At 67.4% G+C, this 15,406-nt stretch carries 18 protein-coding genes; 8 read left to right on the top strand and 10 right to left on the bottom strand.

Annotation, left to right across the window (positions count from 1 at the left end):
* The first annotated feature begins 113 nt into the window (after nt 1–113).
* The 4 genes from ACFPN9_RS10365 to ACFPN9_RS10350 all read left to right on the top strand — a co-directional run bounded on the left by ACFPN9_RS10365 (nt 114) and on the right by ACFPN9_RS10350 (nt 3,765).
* Nucleotides 114–1,538: an FAD-binding oxidoreductase gene (locus tag ACFPN9_RS10365; RefSeq protein WP_068075093.1), complete on the top strand. Its 1,425-nt coding sequence runs from the start codon at nt 114–116 to the stop codon at nt 1,536–1,538.
* A gap of 2 nt (nt 1,539–1,540) precedes the next feature.
* A complete protein-coding gene (locus ACFPN9_RS10360; protein WP_068075062.1) occupies nt 1,541–2,122 on the top strand; it encodes an NAD(P)H-dependent oxidoreductase in 582 nt (193 codons plus the stop codon).
* 117 nt (nt 2,123–2,239) lie between these two features.
* Nucleotides 2,240–2,722 carry a MarR family winged helix-turn-helix transcriptional regulator gene (locus ACFPN9_RS10355; RefSeq protein ID WP_067997493.1) on the top strand — a complete coding sequence of 161 codons (483 nt, stop codon included), beginning with the start codon at nt 2,240–2,242 and terminating at the stop codon, nt 2,720–2,722.
* 110 nt (nt 2,723–2,832) lie between these two features.
* Nucleotides 2,833–3,765 carry a DMT family transporter gene (locus ACFPN9_RS10350; RefSeq protein WP_067997496.1) on the top strand — a complete coding sequence of 311 codons (933 nt, stop codon included), beginning with the start codon at nt 2,833–2,835 and terminating at the stop codon, nt 3,763–3,765.
* 97 nt (nt 3,766–3,862) lie between these two features.
* On the opposite strand, the gene ACFPN9_RS10345 is transcribed toward ACFPN9_RS10350, so the two are convergent.
* The 3 genes from ACFPN9_RS10345 to ACFPN9_RS10335 form a co-directional block, all read right to left on the bottom strand.
* Nucleotides 3,863–5,863 (bottom strand): potassium transporter Kup, encoded by a 2,001-nt coding sequence (locus ACFPN9_RS10345; RefSeq protein WP_082732972.1) that lies wholly within the window; start codon nt 5,861–5,863, stop codon nt 3,863–3,865.
* Between the two features lie 116 nt (nt 5,864–5,979).
* A complete protein-coding gene (gene ispG, locus ACFPN9_RS10340) occupies nt 5,980–7,254 on the bottom strand; it encodes a flavodoxin-dependent (E)-4-hydroxy-3-methylbut-2-enyl-diphosphate synthase (RefSeq protein ID WP_066726051.1) in 1,275 nt (424 codons plus the stop codon).
* 28 nt (nt 7,255–7,282) lie between these two features.
* On the bottom strand, nt 7,283–7,825 hold the full coding sequence (locus tag ACFPN9_RS10335) for a transcriptional repressor (RefSeq protein ID WP_082737675.1): 543 nt from the start codon (nt 7,823–7,825) through the stop codon (nt 7,283–7,285).
* Between the two features lie 126 nt (nt 7,826–7,951).
* Between ACFPN9_RS10335 and ACFPN9_RS10330 the strand changes: the two genes are divergently transcribed.
* Both ACFPN9_RS10330 and ACFPN9_RS10325 read left to right on the top strand, forming a co-directional pair.
* Nucleotides 7,952–8,737 carry a 3-hydroxybutyrate dehydrogenase gene (locus tag ACFPN9_RS10330; RefSeq protein WP_066726054.1) on the top strand — a complete coding sequence of 262 codons (786 nt, stop codon included), beginning with the start codon at nt 7,952–7,954 and terminating at the stop codon, nt 8,735–8,737.
* A complete protein-coding gene (locus ACFPN9_RS10325; protein ID WP_066726057.1) occupies nt 8,734–9,804 on the top strand; it encodes a patatin-like phospholipase family protein in 1,071 nt (356 codons plus the stop codon). Before ACFPN9_RS10330 ends, ACFPN9_RS10325 begins: the two co-directional genes overlap by 4 nt.
* Nucleotides 9,805–9,817: 13 nt before the next feature.
* Here ACFPN9_RS10325 and ACFPN9_RS10320 read toward each other — a convergent pair whose 3' ends face one another.
* Together ACFPN9_RS10320 and ACFPN9_RS10315 are read right to left on the bottom strand one after the other, a co-directional pair.
* Nucleotides 9,818–10,108 (bottom strand): type II toxin-antitoxin system RelE/ParE family toxin, encoded by a 291-nt coding sequence (locus ACFPN9_RS10320; RefSeq protein WP_066726060.1) that lies wholly within the window; start codon nt 10,106–10,108, stop codon nt 9,818–9,820.
* Nucleotides 10,101–10,370: a type II toxin-antitoxin system ParD family antitoxin gene (locus ACFPN9_RS10315; RefSeq protein ID WP_066726064.1), complete on the bottom strand. Its 270-nt coding sequence runs from the start codon at nt 10,368–10,370 to the stop codon at nt 10,101–10,103. The genes ACFPN9_RS10320 and ACFPN9_RS10315 overlap by 8 nt, the downstream gene beginning before the upstream one ends.
* Nucleotides 10,371–10,500: 130 nt before the next feature.
* On the opposite strand from ACFPN9_RS10315, the gene ACFPN9_RS10310 reads away from it, so the two are divergent.
* Nucleotides 10,501–10,914 (top strand): DUF3830 family protein, encoded by a 414-nt coding sequence (locus tag ACFPN9_RS10310; RefSeq protein ID WP_066726067.1) that lies wholly within the window; start codon nt 10,501–10,503, stop codon nt 10,912–10,914.
* 167 nt (nt 10,915–11,081) lie between these two features.
* Here the strand turns inward: ACFPN9_RS10310 and ACFPN9_RS10305 are convergent, their stop codons facing one another.
* The 3 genes from ACFPN9_RS10305 to ACFPN9_RS10295 form a co-directional block, all read right to left on the bottom strand.
* On the bottom strand, nt 11,082–12,839 hold the full coding sequence (locus tag ACFPN9_RS10305; RefSeq protein WP_066726070.1) for a cation:proton antiporter domain-containing protein: 1,758 nt from the start codon (nt 12,837–12,839) through the stop codon (nt 11,082–11,084).
* Nucleotides 12,840–12,992: 153 nt separating this feature from the next.
* The gene (locus ACFPN9_RS10300) at nt 12,993–13,313 is read right to left on the bottom strand and encodes a polyhydroxyalkanoic acid system family protein (protein WP_066726073.1); all 321 of its coding nucleotides are present in this window, start codon (nt 13,311–13,313) and stop codon (nt 12,993–12,995) included.
* A 121-nt stretch (nt 13,314–13,434) separates the two neighbouring features.
* Nucleotides 13,435–13,896 carry a hypothetical protein gene (locus tag ACFPN9_RS10295; protein WP_156451789.1) on the bottom strand — a complete coding sequence of 154 codons (462 nt, stop codon included), beginning with the start codon at nt 13,894–13,896 and terminating at the stop codon, nt 13,435–13,437.
* Between ACFPN9_RS10295 and ACFPN9_RS10290 the strand changes: the two genes are divergently transcribed.
* A complete protein-coding gene (locus tag ACFPN9_RS10290) occupies nt 13,886–14,530 on the top strand; it encodes a hypothetical protein (RefSeq protein ID WP_066726079.1) in 645 nt (214 codons plus the stop codon). The genes ACFPN9_RS10295 and ACFPN9_RS10290 overlap by 11 nt on opposite strands.
* 107 nt (nt 14,531–14,637) lie before the next feature.
* Here ACFPN9_RS10290 and ACFPN9_RS10285 read toward each other — a convergent pair whose 3' ends face one another.
* Complete coding sequence (locus ACFPN9_RS10285; protein WP_066726082.1) at nt 14,638–14,937, bottom strand: hypothetical protein; 300 nt, start codon at nt 14,935–14,937, stop codon at nt 14,638–14,640.
* A gap of 146 nt (nt 14,938–15,083) precedes the next feature.
* Complete coding sequence (locus ACFPN9_RS10280) at nt 15,084–15,341, bottom strand: hypothetical protein (protein ID WP_066726085.1); 258 nt, start codon at nt 15,339–15,341, stop codon at nt 15,084–15,086.
* Nucleotides 15,342–15,406: the final 65 nt, after the last annotated feature.

Below are 15,406 nucleotides of genomic sequence, written 5' to 3'. Positions count from 1 at the left end.
TTGACCGTCATGGTCGGGCTTGTCCCGACCATCCACGTCTTGGTTCGTCGAGACCTGAGTTCAAGGCGTGGATGCTCGCCACAAGGGCGAGCATGACGGTGGAGCCGCATCACATGACCACCCGCTACGACATCGCCGCGCTCAAGGCCCGCCTCGGCTCGATCCGCAGCGAGGACAATCCGGCGCTGGTGAAGCAGAAGAGCCGCGACTTCTTCTGGTACTCGCCGGTGCTGAAGCGCCAGCTCGACCATGTCACCGCAGATCTCGTGGTCTCGCCCACGAGCGAGGCGCAGGTGCTGGAGGTGCTGGGCGCCTGCCATGCGCTCGGCATCCCGGTGACGCCGCGCGGCACGGGCACGGGCAACTACGGCCAGGCGATGCCGCTCTCGGGCGGGGTGCTGCTCGATCTCTCGGGCTTCGACCAGGTGCTCGACATCGCACCCGGCCGCTATGTCGCGGAGCCCGGCGCGATCATGGCGCGGATCGACGAGCAGACGCGGGCGCATTCGCGGCAGGAATTGCGGCTGCACCCCTCGACCTACCAGACGGCCTCGATCGGCGGCTTCATCGCCGGCGGCTCGGGCGGCGTCGGATCGATCAAATGGGGTGGCTTGCGCGACTGGGGCAACATCATCCGGCTCAGGGTCGCGACGATGGAGGCGAGCCCCCGCATCCTCGAGCTCCAGGGCGAGGATCTGCACAAGGTCGCCCATGCCTATGGCACCAACGGCATCATCACCCAGGTCGAGATGCCGCTCGGGCCGGCCTATGAGTGGGTCGACGCGATCCTCGGCTTTCCCACCCTGCGCGCGGCGACCGAGTTCGCTAACAGTCTCGGCGAGCAGGACGGGCTGGCGCTGAAGAATCTCTGCGTCGTGGCCGCGCCCGCGCCGCACGACTATTTCCTGCGCCACCGCAAGTTCCTGCCGCGCGACAGCCATCTCGTCATCGTCATGGTCGCGGATTTCGCGGTCGAGTCGCTGCTCGCCTATGCGCGACGCTTCAAGGGGGCGGACCTGCTGCTGCGCTCGGACAAGCTCTCGCCGGAGGAGGCGAAGGGCCTGCCGCCGGCTTACGAACTGGGCTGGAACCACACCACGCTGCGGGCGCTGCGGGTCGATCCCGCGATCACCTATCTGCAGGTGCTCTATCCCTTCCCGAACCAGGTCGATCTGGTCGATCGCATCCATGCCCGCTTCGGAGACGAGGTGGTCTGCCATCTCGAATTCGTTCGCTTCGACGGCAAGGTCACCTGTTTCGGCCTGCCCCTGGTGCGCTTCACCACGGAGGAGCGGCTGGAGGAGATCATGATGATCCATGAAGAGATGGGCGCGCCGATCTTCAACCCGCACCGCTACACGCTGGAGGAAGGCGGCATGAAGCAGACCGACGAGGCGCAGCTGTCCTTCAAGCGCGAGGCGGACCCGCAGGGCCTGCTCAACCCGGGCAAGATGATCGCCTGGGAAGACCCCTCCTACGACTACAAGGCGGGCGGCACCTTCCTGTTCCGCAGCCTGTCCGAAGCCGGGGTCGCCTGAGGATGCGCGTCCTCGTCCTCTACGCCCATCCCAATCCCGAGAGCTTTGGCGCGGCGCTGCATGCGACCGTCGTCGAGGCGGTGACGGCGGCCGGGCACGAGGTCGATGATTGTGATCTCTATGCCGAGGGCTTCGATCCGCTGCTGAGCCGGGCCGAGCGTGTCGGCTATCACGACCTCGCCACGAACACCGATCCGGTTGCCGGCTATGTCGCCCGCGTCCAGGCGGCGGAGGCGCTGGTGCTGTGCTTCCCGGTCTGGAATTTCGGCTATCCGGCGATCCTCAAGGGCTTCTTCGACCGCGTCTTCCTGCCCGGCATCTCGTTCAAGCTGGTCGACGGCAAGGTCCGGCCCAATCTCTGGAACATTCGCCGGCTCGTCGCCGTCACCACCTATGGCGGCACCCGCTGGCGGGCGTTGCTGATGGGGGACCCTCCACGCAAGGCGGTCTGCCGCGTGCTGCGGGCGGTGTGTCACCCGACAGCGCGGCCGCGCTATCTCGCCCATTACGACATGAACCGGGCGACGCCGGAGGGACGGGCGGCTTTTCTGGCGAGGGTCGAGGCGCAGATACGTGCTCTGTGACAGCGCGGCCGGAACTGTCATCACACCGTCATCTTGCCGGGCGAACACGCAGCCGGCGAAGCGACTTCCTGATCCGCATAAGGATCAAGCCCGGAGTTGAGCTGGGGAGCGAGCGAGATGACCAAGGCACTCGAGAAGAGCGTCGGGCGGGCCTTGCTCGTCACGGCGCGGCTGCATCGCGCCCGGATGGGTGAGCGGCTCAACGCACTTGGCCTGTTTCCCGGGCAGGAGCAGGCGCTCAAGGCGCTCCAGCCGGCGCCGATGACCATGGGCGAGCTCGCCTCGCTGTTGCGCGTCAAGCCGCCGACCGTTTCCAAGACCATCGGCCGGCTCTCGACCCAGGGCCTGGTGACGCGTGAGGGCGGTGGGCGCGACGGGCGGCTCGTCCAGGTCGCACTGACGGAAAGCGGACACAAGACCGCCGAGGCGCTGGATGCTGTCTGGACACAGGTCGAGGAGGAGCTGCTCGACCGGCTCGACGGTAAGGAGCGCAAGCAGCTGCGCCGGCTGCTGCGGAAGGCGGCCAAGGGATTGTCCAAGGCCGGTGTCGAGGCCGACGACGCGGATGCGGATGGCGACGAGGCGGACAGCGACGCCTGAGCCCCACATCGCGGGCGCAGCGCGTCCCGGTCGCGCATGGAGCGCATGCGCCGCGGCGCTGGCCGACCGGCGCAAATCGGTTCAATCTGGCGCGGCCATTCCAGCCGCGCATGACGGGACCCGTATTGCCCGCCGCCTCCACCCACCTGCCTGAAACCCGCCGCTCCCGACTGATCGCCATCGCGCTGATCTGCGGCGCGGTGCTGTTCTTCGCCCTGCTCGATACCAGCGCGAAATGGCTGTCGGCCTATATGGATCCCGTCCAGATCGTGTTCGCGCGCTATGCCGGCAGCATGGTGCTGGTGCTGATGCTGCTGAACCCCTGGAGCCGGCCGGGCGTCCTGCGCACGCAGCGCCCGGTGCTGCAGGGGGTGCGCTCGCTGCTGCTACTCGGCTCGACGATGCTGAACTTCGTCGCGGTCAAGTATCTGCAATTGGCCGAGACGGTCTCGATCATGTTCGCCAGCCCGCTCCTGGTCGCGCTGGTGGCGGGGCCGATGCTGGGCGAATGGCCGGGTCCGCGCCGGCTGGCGGCCATCGCGGTCGGCTTCATCGGCGTGCTGGTGATCACGCGGCCGGGCTTCGGAGGGCTGCATCCGGCGGCGATCCTCAGCGTGTTCGGCTGCATCTGCTACAGCTTCTATGCGCTGGCGACGCGGCAGCTCGCGGCCTTCGATCCGCCCGAGACGACGATGGTCTATTCCGGCGTGGCGGGCACGGTGGCGATGTTGCCGCTGATCCCATTCTTCTGGTCGATGCCGCAGACGCCGGTGGTCTGGGCGATCCTGCTCGGGACCGGGCTGATCGGCGGCTTCGGCCACTGGCTGCTGATCCTGGCGCACCGGCTCGCGCCCGCGACGGTGCTGGCGCCCTTCATCTATTCCCAGATCATCTGGATGATCGCCCTCGGCTGGTTCGTCTTCGGGCAGTTCCCCGATGGCTGGACCTTCGCCGGCGCGACGATCGTGATCGCGTCAGGCCTCTATCTGCTTTATCGCGAGCGGGTGCGGAAGGTGCCGGAGACGGCGGCGCGGATGGATTGACTTTAGGCCGTCATTGCGAGCGTAGCGAAGCAATCCAGGGGACGTCGAGCGCTGCGGCTCTGGATTGCTTCGCTACGCTCGCAATGACGGCGAGCCGTCACACCGTGACCTGCGTTCCCACCTCGACGACGCGGCCGGTCGGGATCTGGAAGAAGCTCGTGGCGTCGGTCGCGCTCTTGGTCAGCGAGATGTAGAGATTGTCCTGCCAGACCGGCATGCCCGACTGCGGCGAGGCCTTGATCGAGCGGCGCGAGAGGAAGAACGAGGTCGACATGATGTCGAACTTGAAGCCCTGCTTGCGCAGCACGGCCAGCCCCTTGGGGACGTTCGGGCTCTCCATGTAGCCATAGACGAGGTCGACCCGCCAGAAATCGTCCGTGATGCGGGAGAGCCGCACGCGCTCCTCCTCGGCGACGCGCGGCGTGTCGGCCGAGCGCACGGTCAGGATCACGTTGCGCTCATGCAGCACCTTGTTGTGCTTGAGGTTGTGGAGGAGCGAGGCCGGCGCGGTTTCGGGATCGCTGGTGAGGAACACGGCCATGCCCTTGACCCGATAGGGCGGGCTCTTGGAAAGCATGCCGACGAGTTCGAGCAGCGGCACGTCGGTCTTGCGGGTCTTGTCGAAGAGGATCTTGGTGCCGCGCACCCAGGTCCACATCAGGACGATGAGCATGATCGCGAGCAGCACCGGCACATAGCCGCCGCTGAACAGCTTCAGCATGTTGGCCGCGAAGAAGGCGACGTCGATGACGAGGAAGGGCGTCACCACCGCCAGCGTGGCGGCCAGCGACCAGCGCCAGCCCTTCCAGATGACGATGAAGGCCAGAAGCGAATCCACCATCATCGCGCCGAAGACCGAAATGCCATAGGCATGCGACAGGTTGGACGAGGTCCGGAAGGTCCAGACCAGCAGCAGCACCACGACCAGCAGCATCACGTTGATGCGCGGGATGTAGATCTGGCCCGAAGTCTGTTCCGAGGTGTGGCGGATCTCGAGGCGCGGCAGCAGGCCAAGCTGGATCGCCTGGCGCGTCAGCGAAAAGGCGCCGGTGATCACGGCCTGGCTGGCGATGATCGTCGCCACCGTCGCCATCACCACGAGCGGCAGGATGAAGCCTTCCGGGGCCAGCTTGTAGAAGGGGTTGTCGATGGCCGTGGGGTCGGAGAGGATCAGCGCGCCCTGGCCGAGATAGTTGAGCCAGAGGGCCGGAAACACCATCCAGATCCAGGCGCTGCGGATCGGCCCGCGGCCGAAATGGCCCATATCGGCATAGAGCGCCTCGGCGCCCGTCACCGCCAGGCAGACTGAGCCGAGCACGGCGAGCGAGACGCCGGGATGGTCGAAGAAGAAGCGGAAGCCCCAATAGGGGTTGATCGAGGCGAAGACGCCGAGATCGTCGGCGATGTGATAGATGCCCAAGCCTGCGAGCGTCAGGAACCAGACCATCATGATCGGGCCGAAGAAATTCGCGACCTTCGCGGTACCGCGGCTCTGGACGAGGAAGAGTGCGATCAGGATGCCCGAGGCGATCGTCACGACATAGTCGTTGAGCGCCGGCGTCACGAGCTTGATGCCCTCCACCGCCGACAGCACGGAAATCGCCGGCGTGATGACGGCGTCACCGTAGAACAGCGCCGCCCCGGCCATGCCGAGGAACAGCACGACGCCACCGCGCATGCGGCCCAGGGCCCGCTGCGCCAGGGCGACGAGGGTGAGCGTGCCGCCTTCGCCGTTGTTGTCGGCGCTGAGCAGCAGCACGACATATTTGAGCGTGACGACGATGACGAGCGACCAGAGGATCAGCGAGAGAACGCCGATGATGATCTCACGCGGGATGGGGGCCGCCAGCACGATGTCGGACGCGCCGCCATGGCCGCCCGAGGCCGCGCCCGTCGCAGCCAGCACGGTTTCGCGCAGGGCGTAAAGCGGGCTCGTGCCAATGTCGCCATAAACGACGCCGAGCGCGCCCAGCGCCAGCGCCGCGTAGCTGCCATGGCCATGCTTGGCCGGGCCGTGATGTCCGTTGTGACCGTTGTCCAGGCCGAAACGGGAATCCTCCGTCCTCTGGGTCGGGGGATTCGTCAGGTCATGCCCCATCGGGGATCTCCGCGCGCGCTGCGCTGCAGCGAAAGGCCGGGGCCTCTAGCATAACGGCGTCCTCACGCAAAGGCACCGTCATGCATCCGGAACACGACAGGCGTTGCGCCGTCGTGTCACTCGGCCGCATCGGCGCGCCGGCCGTAGCGCTGGGTCACGTAGTCGGCCACCATCGCCTTGAATTCGGCGGCGATCGCCGGACCGCGCAGGGTCTTGACCTTCTTTCCGTCGACGAAGACCGGAGCCGTCGGCTCCTCGCCGGTGCCGGGCAGCGAGATGCCGATATCGGCATGCTTGGATTCGCCCGGTCCGTTGACGATGCAGCCCATCACCGCGACGTTCAGCGCCTCGACGCCGGGATAGCGCGTCTTCCAGTCCTGCATCGAGCCGGCGATCCAGTCCTGGATGTCGCGGGCGAGTTCCTGGAACACGGTCGAGGTGGTGCGGCCGCAGCCGGGGCAGGCGGCGACCTGCGGCACGAAGGCGCGGAAGCCCATGGTCTGCAGCAGTTCCTGCGCCGCCTTGACCTCGAGTGTGCGGTCGCCGCCGGGCTCGGGCGTCAGCGAGAAGCGGATCGTGTCGCCGATGCCCTCCTGCAGCAGGATGCCGAGTGCCGCCGAGGAGGCGACGATGCCCTTGGAGCCCATGCCGGCCTCGGTGAGGCCGAGATGGATGGCGTAGTCGGAGCGCTGGGCCAGCATGCGGTAAACCGTGATCAGGTCCTGCACGCCCGAGACCTTGGCGGAGAGGATGATCTGGTCCTTGCCGAGCCCGATCTCCTCCGCCCGAACCGCCGAGAGCAGGGCGGACTGGACCATCGCCTCGCGCATGATGGCGCGGGCATCGAGCGGGCGCGGCTGGAGCGCGTTCTCGTCCATCAGCGCGGTCAGCAGCTCCTGGTCGAGCGAACCCCAGTTGGCGCCGATGCGGACGGCCTTGCGGTGTTTGATCGCGAGCTCGACGATCTGGCCGAACTGGCGGTCCTTCTTGTCCTTGAAGCCGACATTGCCGGGGTTGATCCGGTATTTCGCCAGAGCCTCGGCGCAGGCCGGATGCTCCGCCAGAAGCTTGTGGCCGATATAATGGAAATCGCCGATCAGCGGCACGTCGATGCCGACGCGGTCGAGACGCTCGCGGATCTTGGGCACGGCAGCCGCCGCCTCGTCGCGGTCGACCGTGATGCGGACGAGTTCCGAGCCCTGCCGGGCGAGCGCCGCGACCTGCGCCACGGTGGCGGCGATGTCGGCGGTGTCGGTGTTCGTCATCGACTGGACGACGATCGGCGCGCCGCCGCCGACGAGCACATTGCCGACGCGCACGGGCACGGTGAGATGGCGCGGCTGCGGCCCCGAATGCTCGGCGCCGAGGCAGGGGAGGGCCCGCTCGTTCATCGGCCGTGCTCCGTCTCGCGCGTTCCGTTCATGACTGCAGGTTCCGGCAATGCTCGCAGCGCCCGACGATCTCGACGACCTGATGCGAGGGGGCGAACTGGCGAGACTGGGCGATGGCGGCTACGGCCTGCTTCATCGCCGGCGAGGAATCCTCGTCGACGCCGCCGCAGGCCTCGCAGATCAGGAAGGCGACCACATCGCCCGCGCCATGGCCGTGCAGGCAGGCGACATAGGCGTTGCGCGAGGAGAGCCGGTGGACGAAGCCCTGCTCGACCAGGAAATCCAGCGCACGATAGATCGAGATCGGCGCCAGCCGGCGCCCGCCGGCGGGCGAGATGCGGTCGGCGAGATCATAGGCGCCGACGGGCCGGTGATCGGCATGGAGCGCCTGCAGCGCCTTGGCACGGATCGGCGTCATGCGCAGGCCGCGCTCGCGGCAGATCCGCTCGGCGCGGGCGAGCGCTTCCTCGGCATGGGCGCGGTGGTCATGGGCATGGCGGCATTCGCCGGCCTCGTGCGAGGCATGGGCATGGTCGCCATGGCTGTGGGCGTGCGGCTGCATTTTGGTCATGTTGCGTTGCGAAGGGTCATCGGGCAACGTGCGGCGATCCTGTCCGGGCGGTCCCGCCGCGGCGGCGCTGCCCTGTCCGGCCGAACCTAAGCACTTTTCGAGCGATTGTCAGGAGCCCAGACGCCGATGTTTCTCAAAGACCGTGCGGCCGCCATCACCGGATCCACCTCCGGCATCGGGCTCGCCTATGCCAGGGCTCTCGCCAAGGAGGGCGCCCATCTCGTCATCAACGGCATCCTGCCCGCCGACGAGGCGGAGACGCTGCGCTCCGAACTGGCCAACGAGTTCGGGGTCAAGGTGCTGTTCTCGGCCGCCGACATGACCAAGCCCGAGGAGATCGCCGGCTTCATCGCCCAGGCGGAGGCCGAGTTCGGCGCCGTCGACATCCTCGTCAACAATGCCGGCATCCAGCATGTCGCTCCGGTCGACGAGTTCCCGCTGGCGAAGTGGGACCAGATCATCGCGATCAACCTGTCCTCGGCCTTCCACACCACCCGCGCCGCGCTGCCGAAGATGAAGGCGAAGGGCTGGGGCCGGATCATCAATACGGCCAGCGCGCATGCCTTCGTCGCCTCGCCTTACAAGAGTGCCTATGTCGCGGCCAAGCACGGCATCGCCGGCTTCACCAAGACGGTGGCGCTCGAGGTCGCGACCAAGGGCATCACGGTGAACGCGATCGCGCCGGGCTATGTCTGGACGCCGCTGGTGGAAAAGCAGATCCCCGACACGATGAAGGCGCGCGGGCTGACCAAGGAGCAGGTCATCAACGACGTGCTGCTCACGGCCCAGCCGACCAAGGAGTTCGTCACCGTCGAGCAGGTGGCGGCGCTCGCCGTCTTCCTCTGCACCGATGCGGCCAAGTCGATCACCGGCACGACGCTGCCGATGGATGGCGGCTGGACCGCCGCGTGACCGGCCGCAAGAAAGCGGCATCGCCCATCCTGGGGCTCGCCGGCCCCAAGGCGCAGAAATCGGTCTCGCTCGCGCTTCAGGGCGGGGGCGCGCATGGCGCCTTCACCTGGGGCGTGCTGGACGCGATCCTGGAGGATGGGCGGCTCGCGATCGAGGCGCTGTCGGGCACCAGCGCGGGGGCGATGAACGCCGTCGTGCTGGCGGAAGGCTGGATCGAGGGCGGGCCCGAGGGCGCGCGCAGCAAGCTCGAGACCTTCTGGCGGGCGATCAGCGTCGACGGGAAATATGGCGGCTCCGAGCGCTCGCTGATCGACACGCTGCTCGGCGCCTGGGGCGGCAGCAACGGCGTGCCGCCGGGCATGCTCTGGTTCGAGATGTTCTCGAAGGTGGCGAGCCCCTACGACATCAACCCGCTGAACATCAATCCGCTCCGCGGGGTGATCGCGGATCTGATCGATTTCGACAAGGTCCGCGCCTGCACGCAGGTGAAGCTGTTCATCGCCGCCACCAATGTCCGCAGCGGCAAGATCAAGCTGTTCAACGGGCCGGAGCTGACCGCCGACCATCTGATGGCCTCGGCCTGCCTGCCGATGCTGTTCCAGGCGGTCGAGATCGGCAAGGAGGCCTATTGGGACGGCGGCTATATGGGCAATCCGGCGCTGTTCCCGCTGTTCTACGAGGCGGCGGGCGACGACATCCTGCTGGTCCAGATCAACCCGCTGCTGCGCAAGGAGCTGCCGACCAAGGCGCGCGACATTCAGGACCGGCTGAACGAGATCACCTTCAACGCTTCGCTGCTGCGCGAACTGCGCGCTATCGACTTCGTCAACCGGCTGGTCGACAGCGGCAAGCTCGACAAGAACGAGTACAAGCGCGTGCTGATGCACCGGATCGATGGCGGCCCGCCGCTGGCGGAGATGACCTCCTCCTCGCGGCTCAATGCGGACTGGGATTTCCTGCTGCGCCTGCGCGACATCGGTCGTGCGGCGGCCAGGCGCTGGCTGAAGCGCAATTACGAGGCGATCGGCACGGTCGGGACGCTCGACCTGAAGGCGGCGTTCTCGTAGCGGCCGAGCGCCGTCACAGCGTCAGTCTGCGGAGGCTGCTGGCGTGGACGACGGCGAGGATCCGGACGCCAGTCTGCATCTCTTCATAGAGGATGACGTGCGCGCGATGCTCGTGGCGCCGCACGCCCGGCGCGATGGCCTGGGCCACGCGGCCCATGCGTGGATGGTCAGCCAGCAGGCCGAAGACGTGATCGAGTTCGGCGAGATAGGCCTCGACCTGCCGTTCGCCGAACCGCTCCAGGCCGAACAGGGCGATGTCGAATAGATCGGCCTCCGCTCTTTTCGTCAGCCTGAAATCAGCCATTGCGGCCAGCCTTGACCTCCGCAGCACGTTTCGCCTGAGCCAGAATGTCCGGCAGTGTCTTTTCGCTGGTGCCGCTGGCGCGCGATTCCGCGACGATGCGCTGGAGATCCGCCAGGGTCAGCTCGGGATGCGCGCGTCGCTCGCGATCGCGCCTGACGAGGTCGCGGACATAGTCGCTCGTGCTCGCGTATTCGCCCTGCTTGATCTGGGCCTCGATCCATTCCTTCATCGGATCGGGCAAGGAAATCGTCATTGTCGCCATGGCGCACCTCCTTATGCTAGGGTAATCGGGATAAGATCATTTCACAAATAATCTTATTCTACCGTCTCGTGGCTCGGCCCCCTCAGGGCGTTCCCGGCGGTAACGGCATCCATCTCAGAGGCGCACCCGCATGTCCCAGCTCATCGTCACCGCCGGTCCCTTCACCTTCGAAGCCAAGCTCGAGCTCGAAAACGCGCCCAAGACCTGCGCCGCCTTCCTCCGGCACATGCCGTTCACCAGCAAGATCGTGCATGTGCGCTGGAGCGGCGAGGGCGTCTGGATGCCGCTCGGCGATCTCGATTTCGGCGTCGGCTACGAGAACCACACCAGCTATCCGGCGCCGGGGCAGATCATCCTCTATCCGGGCGGCATCAGCGAGACCGAGATCCTGCTCGCCTATGGCGGCGTGCATTTCGCCAGCAAGATGGGCCAGCTCGCCGGCAACCACTTCATCACCCTGACCTCAGGGCTCGAGAACCTCTACACGCTCGGCCGCAAGACGCTCTGGGAAGGCGCGCAGGACATCCGGTTCGAGATGGTCTGAGATCGCCTCAGGTCTGGCGCCGACGAACCCCGTCATCCTGGACAAGCCGCGTAGCGGCGCAGGCCGGGACCCATCATTGAGCGCCGTCGCAGTCCTCCGATGGATCCCGGTCGAGCTTCGCTCGCCCAGGATGACGGCCGGTGTTTCCGAGCCAGTTGTTTCGCCGTTCAAGCCGCCGGCGTCGCGTCCTTTGCATCAGGCGGCTCTCCGGCCCCGCAGAGCGCCAGCATGGCGCGGGCGATCTCGGCTTCGCCCATGATCGTCAGCGTGGCGCCGCAGCGGGTCAGATGCGCCACCTCGGCGTCCGAATGGGCGCGGGCGACGATCGGCAGGGCCGGGTTGTCGCGCCGCGCCTGTTCGCAGACCTGACCCGCCTCGAAGCTCTGCGGGATGGCGACGAAGAGCCGCCGCGCCCGGTCGAGACCAGCGGCCGCCAGCACCGCCGGATCGGCCGCATTGCCGAGCAGCAGCTCCGCGCCGTCGCGCCGCGCCGTCGCGACCGCATCGCCCTGTTCCTCGATCACCAGCACCTTTTCGCCGCGCGCCTTGAGCCCGGCGCCGAGCAGCGCTCCGACTCGGCCATAGCCCACGACGACCATGTGGTCGGAGAGCGTGGTCGGAGTGATGTCGAGATCGGGCGCCGGCTCCGCCGCGGATACCGGTGGGGAGGCGTCACCAACGCCCGCGGCGGGGGATGGCGTCGGCTTGGGCTTGGGCGCAGCGTCGCCGGCGAAGCGGTCGACCAGCGCGAACAGCACCGGGTTGAGCAGAATCGAGAGGATCGCGCCGGCCAGGATCAGGTCGCGGCCCTGCGGCGGCAGGATCGCGAGCGAGACGCCAAGCCCGGCGAGGATGAAGGAGAACTCGCCGATCTGCGCGAGCGAGGCCGAGATCGTCAGTGCCACCCCGTTCGACTTGCCGAAGGCGCGCACGATCAGCCAGGCCGCGAGCGACTTGCCGATCAGGATGATCGCCAGCGTCGCCAGCAGCGGTCCGGGCGCCCGCAGCAGGATCGCGGGGTCGAACAGCATGCCGACCGAGACGAAGAACAGCACCGCGAAGGCATCGCGCAGCGGCAGCGATTCCTCCGCCGCGCGCTGGCTCAGCGGGGATTCGCTCAGGATCATGCCGGCGAAGAAGGCGCCGAGCGCGAAGGAGACGCCGAACAGGCTGGCCGCGAGGAAGGCGACGCCGAGCGCCACCGCCAGCACGGCGAGGCGGAAGAGCTCACGCGAGCCGGTATGGGCGACCCAGTGCAGGATCCAGGGAATGACGCGCCGCCCGACGACGAGCATGAAGGCGATGAAGGCAACGACCTTCATCAGCGTGAAGCCGAGAACACCCCAGAGGCCGAGGTCGAACTGGCTCGAGAGCGGCGAGGGGATACCGGGCTGGGCGCCGTGCAGCGCGTCGGCGACGGCCGGGATCATCACCAGCGCCAGCACCATGGCGAGGTCCTCGACGATCAGCCAGCCGACGGCGATCTTGCCCTTCTCGCTCTGGACGAGCCGCCGCTCCTGCAGCGCCCGCAACAGCACGACCGTGCTCGCCACCGACAGCGCCAGCCCGAAGACGAGGCCGGCGATCCAGCCCCAGCCCATCAGCAGGCCGAGGCCCATGCCAAGCAGCGTCGCGACGCCGATCTGGACGATGGCACCGGGCACGGCGATCGCCTTCACGGACAGCAGGTCCTTCAGCGAGAAATGCAGGCCGACGCCGAACATCAGCAGGATGACGCCGATCTCGGCCAGTTCGTTGGCGAGGTTCTGGTCGGCGACAAAGCCGGGGGTGAAAGGGCCGACCGCGACGCCGGCAACGAGATAGCCCACCAGGGGGGAGATGCGGAGCTTCTGGGCAAGCGCCCCGAAGACGAAGGCCAGGCCGAGGCCCGCGACGAGAATGGCGATCAGCGGGCCGTGATGCATGGGTCTCCCGGTCGGTCAGAAGGCGTCGGAGGCAAATCGGGTGCGAGCGGCGACCATGGCGGCTGCCCTATGCAATTTCAACAGTGAAGCGCGCGGTCGGACCGAAAACGCGGCTGCGATGGTCAGTCTCGCGCAGGTTTCGCGACGAAGAGATCAGGCTCGCGGTTTTTCGAGCAGGATCTGTCCCTGCTTCTCGACGCCAATCTTCAGCTTTTCCGCGAAGACAGCCAGGACCCAGGGCAGCATCATCTCGACCCTGACCAGCGTCTGCTCGACATCGAGCCGGCCGCGGACGGTATAACCCAGAGCGGCCACGCCGAAATGCAGGCTGTCGCCCTCCCAGTGCTCCTCGACGAGATCCATCTTCACCATGCCCAGCCGGTCGCGAATGCGGTCGAGCCCGTCGCGCAGGCGCGCGACGGCGCCCTCGCGGCCGAGTTCGTGGGAGACGGTGATGCTGACGGGCTTGGCCATGGCGGATCCTGCTGCGGCGGGCTGTGCCCCGAGAATGGGGAGCGGTGGTCCCGATTTCCAGAACGAAAACGGCCGGCGCGCGGTGCGGCCGGCCGTGGTTCGATCCCTCATCGCCGAGCGGTCAGGCGTCGCGCTCGTTCAGGCGGCGCTGGCCATGCTCGGTGATGCGCCAGCTTTCGCCGGCGGATTCGACCAGGCCGCGATCCGCCAGCACATGCAGCATCGAGTCGTCGAAGACGAAGCGTGAGGTCTGCTCTTCGATGCTCTCCAGGGCGATCCATTCCGGATCCGAGAGGATTCCGGGGTGCGGGATGAGGAGGTGCTGAACATCCATTCGCGTCTCCTTTCTCTGCAGGATGGGAATCGAGGGATCGCATCCAATCGCGGCCTCCTCGTGACGATGCTGCGTCGCAATGCCGCCTTCTCTGTTTCCGTCCGCTCGATGTGCCAGCCGAGCGGATTCCTCGGGAACACTCCCGGCCATGGGTCGTTCTCTCCGCAACGGCCCGAGCCGCCGGCGACGGCGCCCGCACGGGCATTCCCTTTCGCCGCCCGCATGAGGAGATCCGACGATGGCGACCATGAACAGCTTCCCGCCCGACGTGCCTAAGAGCATCGACGAGGCTCGGGACGATGCCGAGAACCTGGCCGGTACCGTCCGCGCCAAGGCTTCCAATCTGGCCGAGAAGGCGACCGACACTGTTCGCGACGGCTATCAGCGCGCCAAGGATGCGCTGACCGAATCCGACCCCATGGAAATGGCGCGCGAGGGCGGCGAGGCGGTTCGCGACGCGGTGGAGCGGCATCCGCTGGCCGCTTTCGGGCTCGGCGCGCTGAGCGTCGGCCTGATCGCCTGGGCCGCCATGCGCCCCTCGCCTTCCCGCTTCGAGCGTTACCAGCCCGATTTCGGCCGCTGGACGCGGATGCTCCAGGGCTATGGCAGCGAGGCTGTCGATTCGGGCGAAGGCCTGCTCAAGAACGGGGAGAAGTGGCTGCGCAGCCATTCCGGCAGTGCGCGCAACCAGGCTCGCGACTATGTGGATCAGGCGCGCGACTATGCCGATTACGGAAGCCGCATGATCGCACACAGGGCCGAGCGCGAGCCCATCGCCGCCATGATCGGCGTCGGCATCGCGGTCTATGTCATCGGGTCGCTGATCGCCTCGGCGACGACGAGCGACAACCCGCCCCCGCGCCGGCGCTCCACGAAGCGCTGATCCCGACGCACGGTCGAAGCGATCAACGTCGCAATGAAAAAGCCCTGCCGCATCGCTGCGGCAGGGCTCTTTGCGTCAGCGCGCCGCGCGAGCGGCACGCCGTGATCTCACCACCAGTAGCCGGGGCCGTAATAGTAGCCACGGCGATAATAGCCGCGGTTCGCGGAGGCCGCGATCGCGCCGCCGACGACACCGGCGGCAACGCCGGCCGCCACCGCGCTGCCGGCCTCGTTCGAGGCGCGGCGGTTTTCCACGTAGTTGGCGGAGCGGCACTGCTGATAGGCGCGCGTGCCGGGGCGGAAGCCCTGCGCCTCGCAGGTGATCTCAGCATCGGCGAGCGACTCCTGCGCCGTCTGGCAGCCGGCGAGCACAGTCGCCAGAGCTCCGACAATCAGAATGGTACGCATTTCTTGTCCCTTTTTGCAGCCTCCCAAAGGCTGCTTGGACTAAAATGCAGGAGCTTGGGCAGGTCAAGGACAAGGGCGCCTTTTGGGTTAAATCCCTGTGCGCGTTGCTTGTCGAACACCCGCCGCGTCTCGCGCCGTCGGCCGTTTCAGCCCGCCTTGCGGGCCGGCTTCTCGGCCGGCTTGCCCGAGCGGGTCAGGCTGGCGATTTCGAGCGGCGGCATGCCGGACTTCTCGGCGATGAGGCGGTCCTGCTCCATGATGGCGTCGCGGGCCGGTTCATCGCCGTCGAGCCCGCCGAGCAGGGCGGTGGGCACACGCCGGTTGGAGCGGCGCGAGCCATCGACATAGACGACGTCGAACATCACGAACTCAGCCTCGAGCGGCTTCGATTTCTTGCGGGCCATGACAGGCTCCTCTGCAACGATGGGCAGGACCGGCGCCGCGCGGGGATAGGGTCGCCTCGGGGCGC

Source organism: Allobosea massiliensis (genome assembly GCF_042655245.1).
Classification (GTDB): Bacteria; Pseudomonadota; Alphaproteobacteria; order Rhizobiales; family Beijerinckiaceae; genus Allobosea; species Allobosea massiliensis.
Note: the sequence above shows the minus strand (reverse complement) of the source record. Positions and strands in the feature narration are given on the sequence as shown.

What these genes read in the sequence shown, in the direction of transcription:
- ACFPN9_RS10295 (WP_156451789.1), bottom strand. Translation starts at nt 13,896, where the DNA reads ATGGTCGCCATCGTCGGATCTCCTCATGCGGGCGGCGAAAGGGAATGC.
- ACFPN9_RS10305 (WP_066726070.1), bottom strand. Translation starts at nt 12,839, where the DNA reads ATGCATCACGGCCCGCTGATCGCCATTCTCGTCGCGGGCCTCGGCCTG.
- ACFPN9_RS10290 (WP_066726079.1), top strand. Translation starts at nt 13,886, where the DNA reads ATGGCGACCATGAACAGCTTCCCGCCCGACGTGCCTAAGAGCATCGAC.
- ACFPN9_RS10285 (WP_066726082.1), bottom strand. Translation starts at nt 14,937, where the DNA reads ATGCGTACCATTCTGATTGTCGGAGCTCTGGCGACTGTGCTCGCCGGC.
- ispG (WP_066726051.1), bottom strand. Translation starts at nt 7,254, where the DNA reads ATGAACGAGCGGGCCCTCCCCTGCCTCGGCGCCGAGCATTCGGGGCCG.
- ACFPN9_RS10345 (WP_082732972.1), bottom strand. Translation starts at nt 5,863, where the DNA reads ATGGGGCATGACCTGACGAATCCCCCGACCCAGAGGACGGAGGATTCC.
- ACFPN9_RS10315 (WP_066726064.1), bottom strand. Translation starts at nt 10,370, where the DNA reads ATGGCGACAATGACGATTTCCTTGCCCGATCCGATGAAGGAATGGATC.
- ACFPN9_RS10310 (WP_066726067.1), top strand. Translation starts at nt 10,501, where the DNA reads ATGTCCCAGCTCATCGTCACCGCCGGTCCCTTCACCTTCGAAGCCAAG.
- ACFPN9_RS10350 (WP_067997496.1), top strand. Translation starts at nt 2,833, where the DNA reads ATGACGGGACCCGTATTGCCCGCCGCCTCCACCCACCTGCCTGAAACC.
- ACFPN9_RS10320 (WP_066726060.1), bottom strand. Translation starts at nt 10,108, where the DNA reads ATGGCTGATTTCAGGCTGACGAAAAGAGCGGAGGCCGATCTATTCGAC.
- ACFPN9_RS10365 (WP_068075093.1), top strand. Translation starts at nt 114, where the DNA reads ATGACCACCCGCTACGACATCGCCGCGCTCAAGGCCCGCCTCGGCTCG.
- ACFPN9_RS10300 (WP_066726073.1), bottom strand. Translation starts at nt 13,313, where the DNA reads ATGGCCAAGCCCGTCAGCATCACCGTCTCCCACGAACTCGGCCGCGAG.
- ACFPN9_RS10280 (WP_066726085.1), bottom strand. Translation starts at nt 15,341, where the DNA reads ATGGCCCGCAAGAAATCGAAGCCGCTCGAGGCTGAGTTCGTGATGTTC.
- ACFPN9_RS10355 (WP_067997493.1), top strand. Translation starts at nt 2,240, where the DNA reads ATGACCAAGGCACTCGAGAAGAGCGTCGGGCGGGCCTTGCTCGTCACG.
- ACFPN9_RS10335 (WP_082737675.1), bottom strand. Translation starts at nt 7,825, where the DNA reads ATGACCAAAATGCAGCCGCACGCCCACAGCCATGGCGACCATGCCCAT.
- ACFPN9_RS10330 (WP_066726054.1), top strand. Translation starts at nt 7,952, where the DNA reads ATGTTTCTCAAAGACCGTGCGGCCGCCATCACCGGATCCACCTCCGGC.
- ACFPN9_RS10360 (WP_068075062.1), top strand. Translation starts at nt 1,541, where the DNA reads ATGCGCGTCCTCGTCCTCTACGCCCATCCCAATCCCGAGAGCTTTGGC.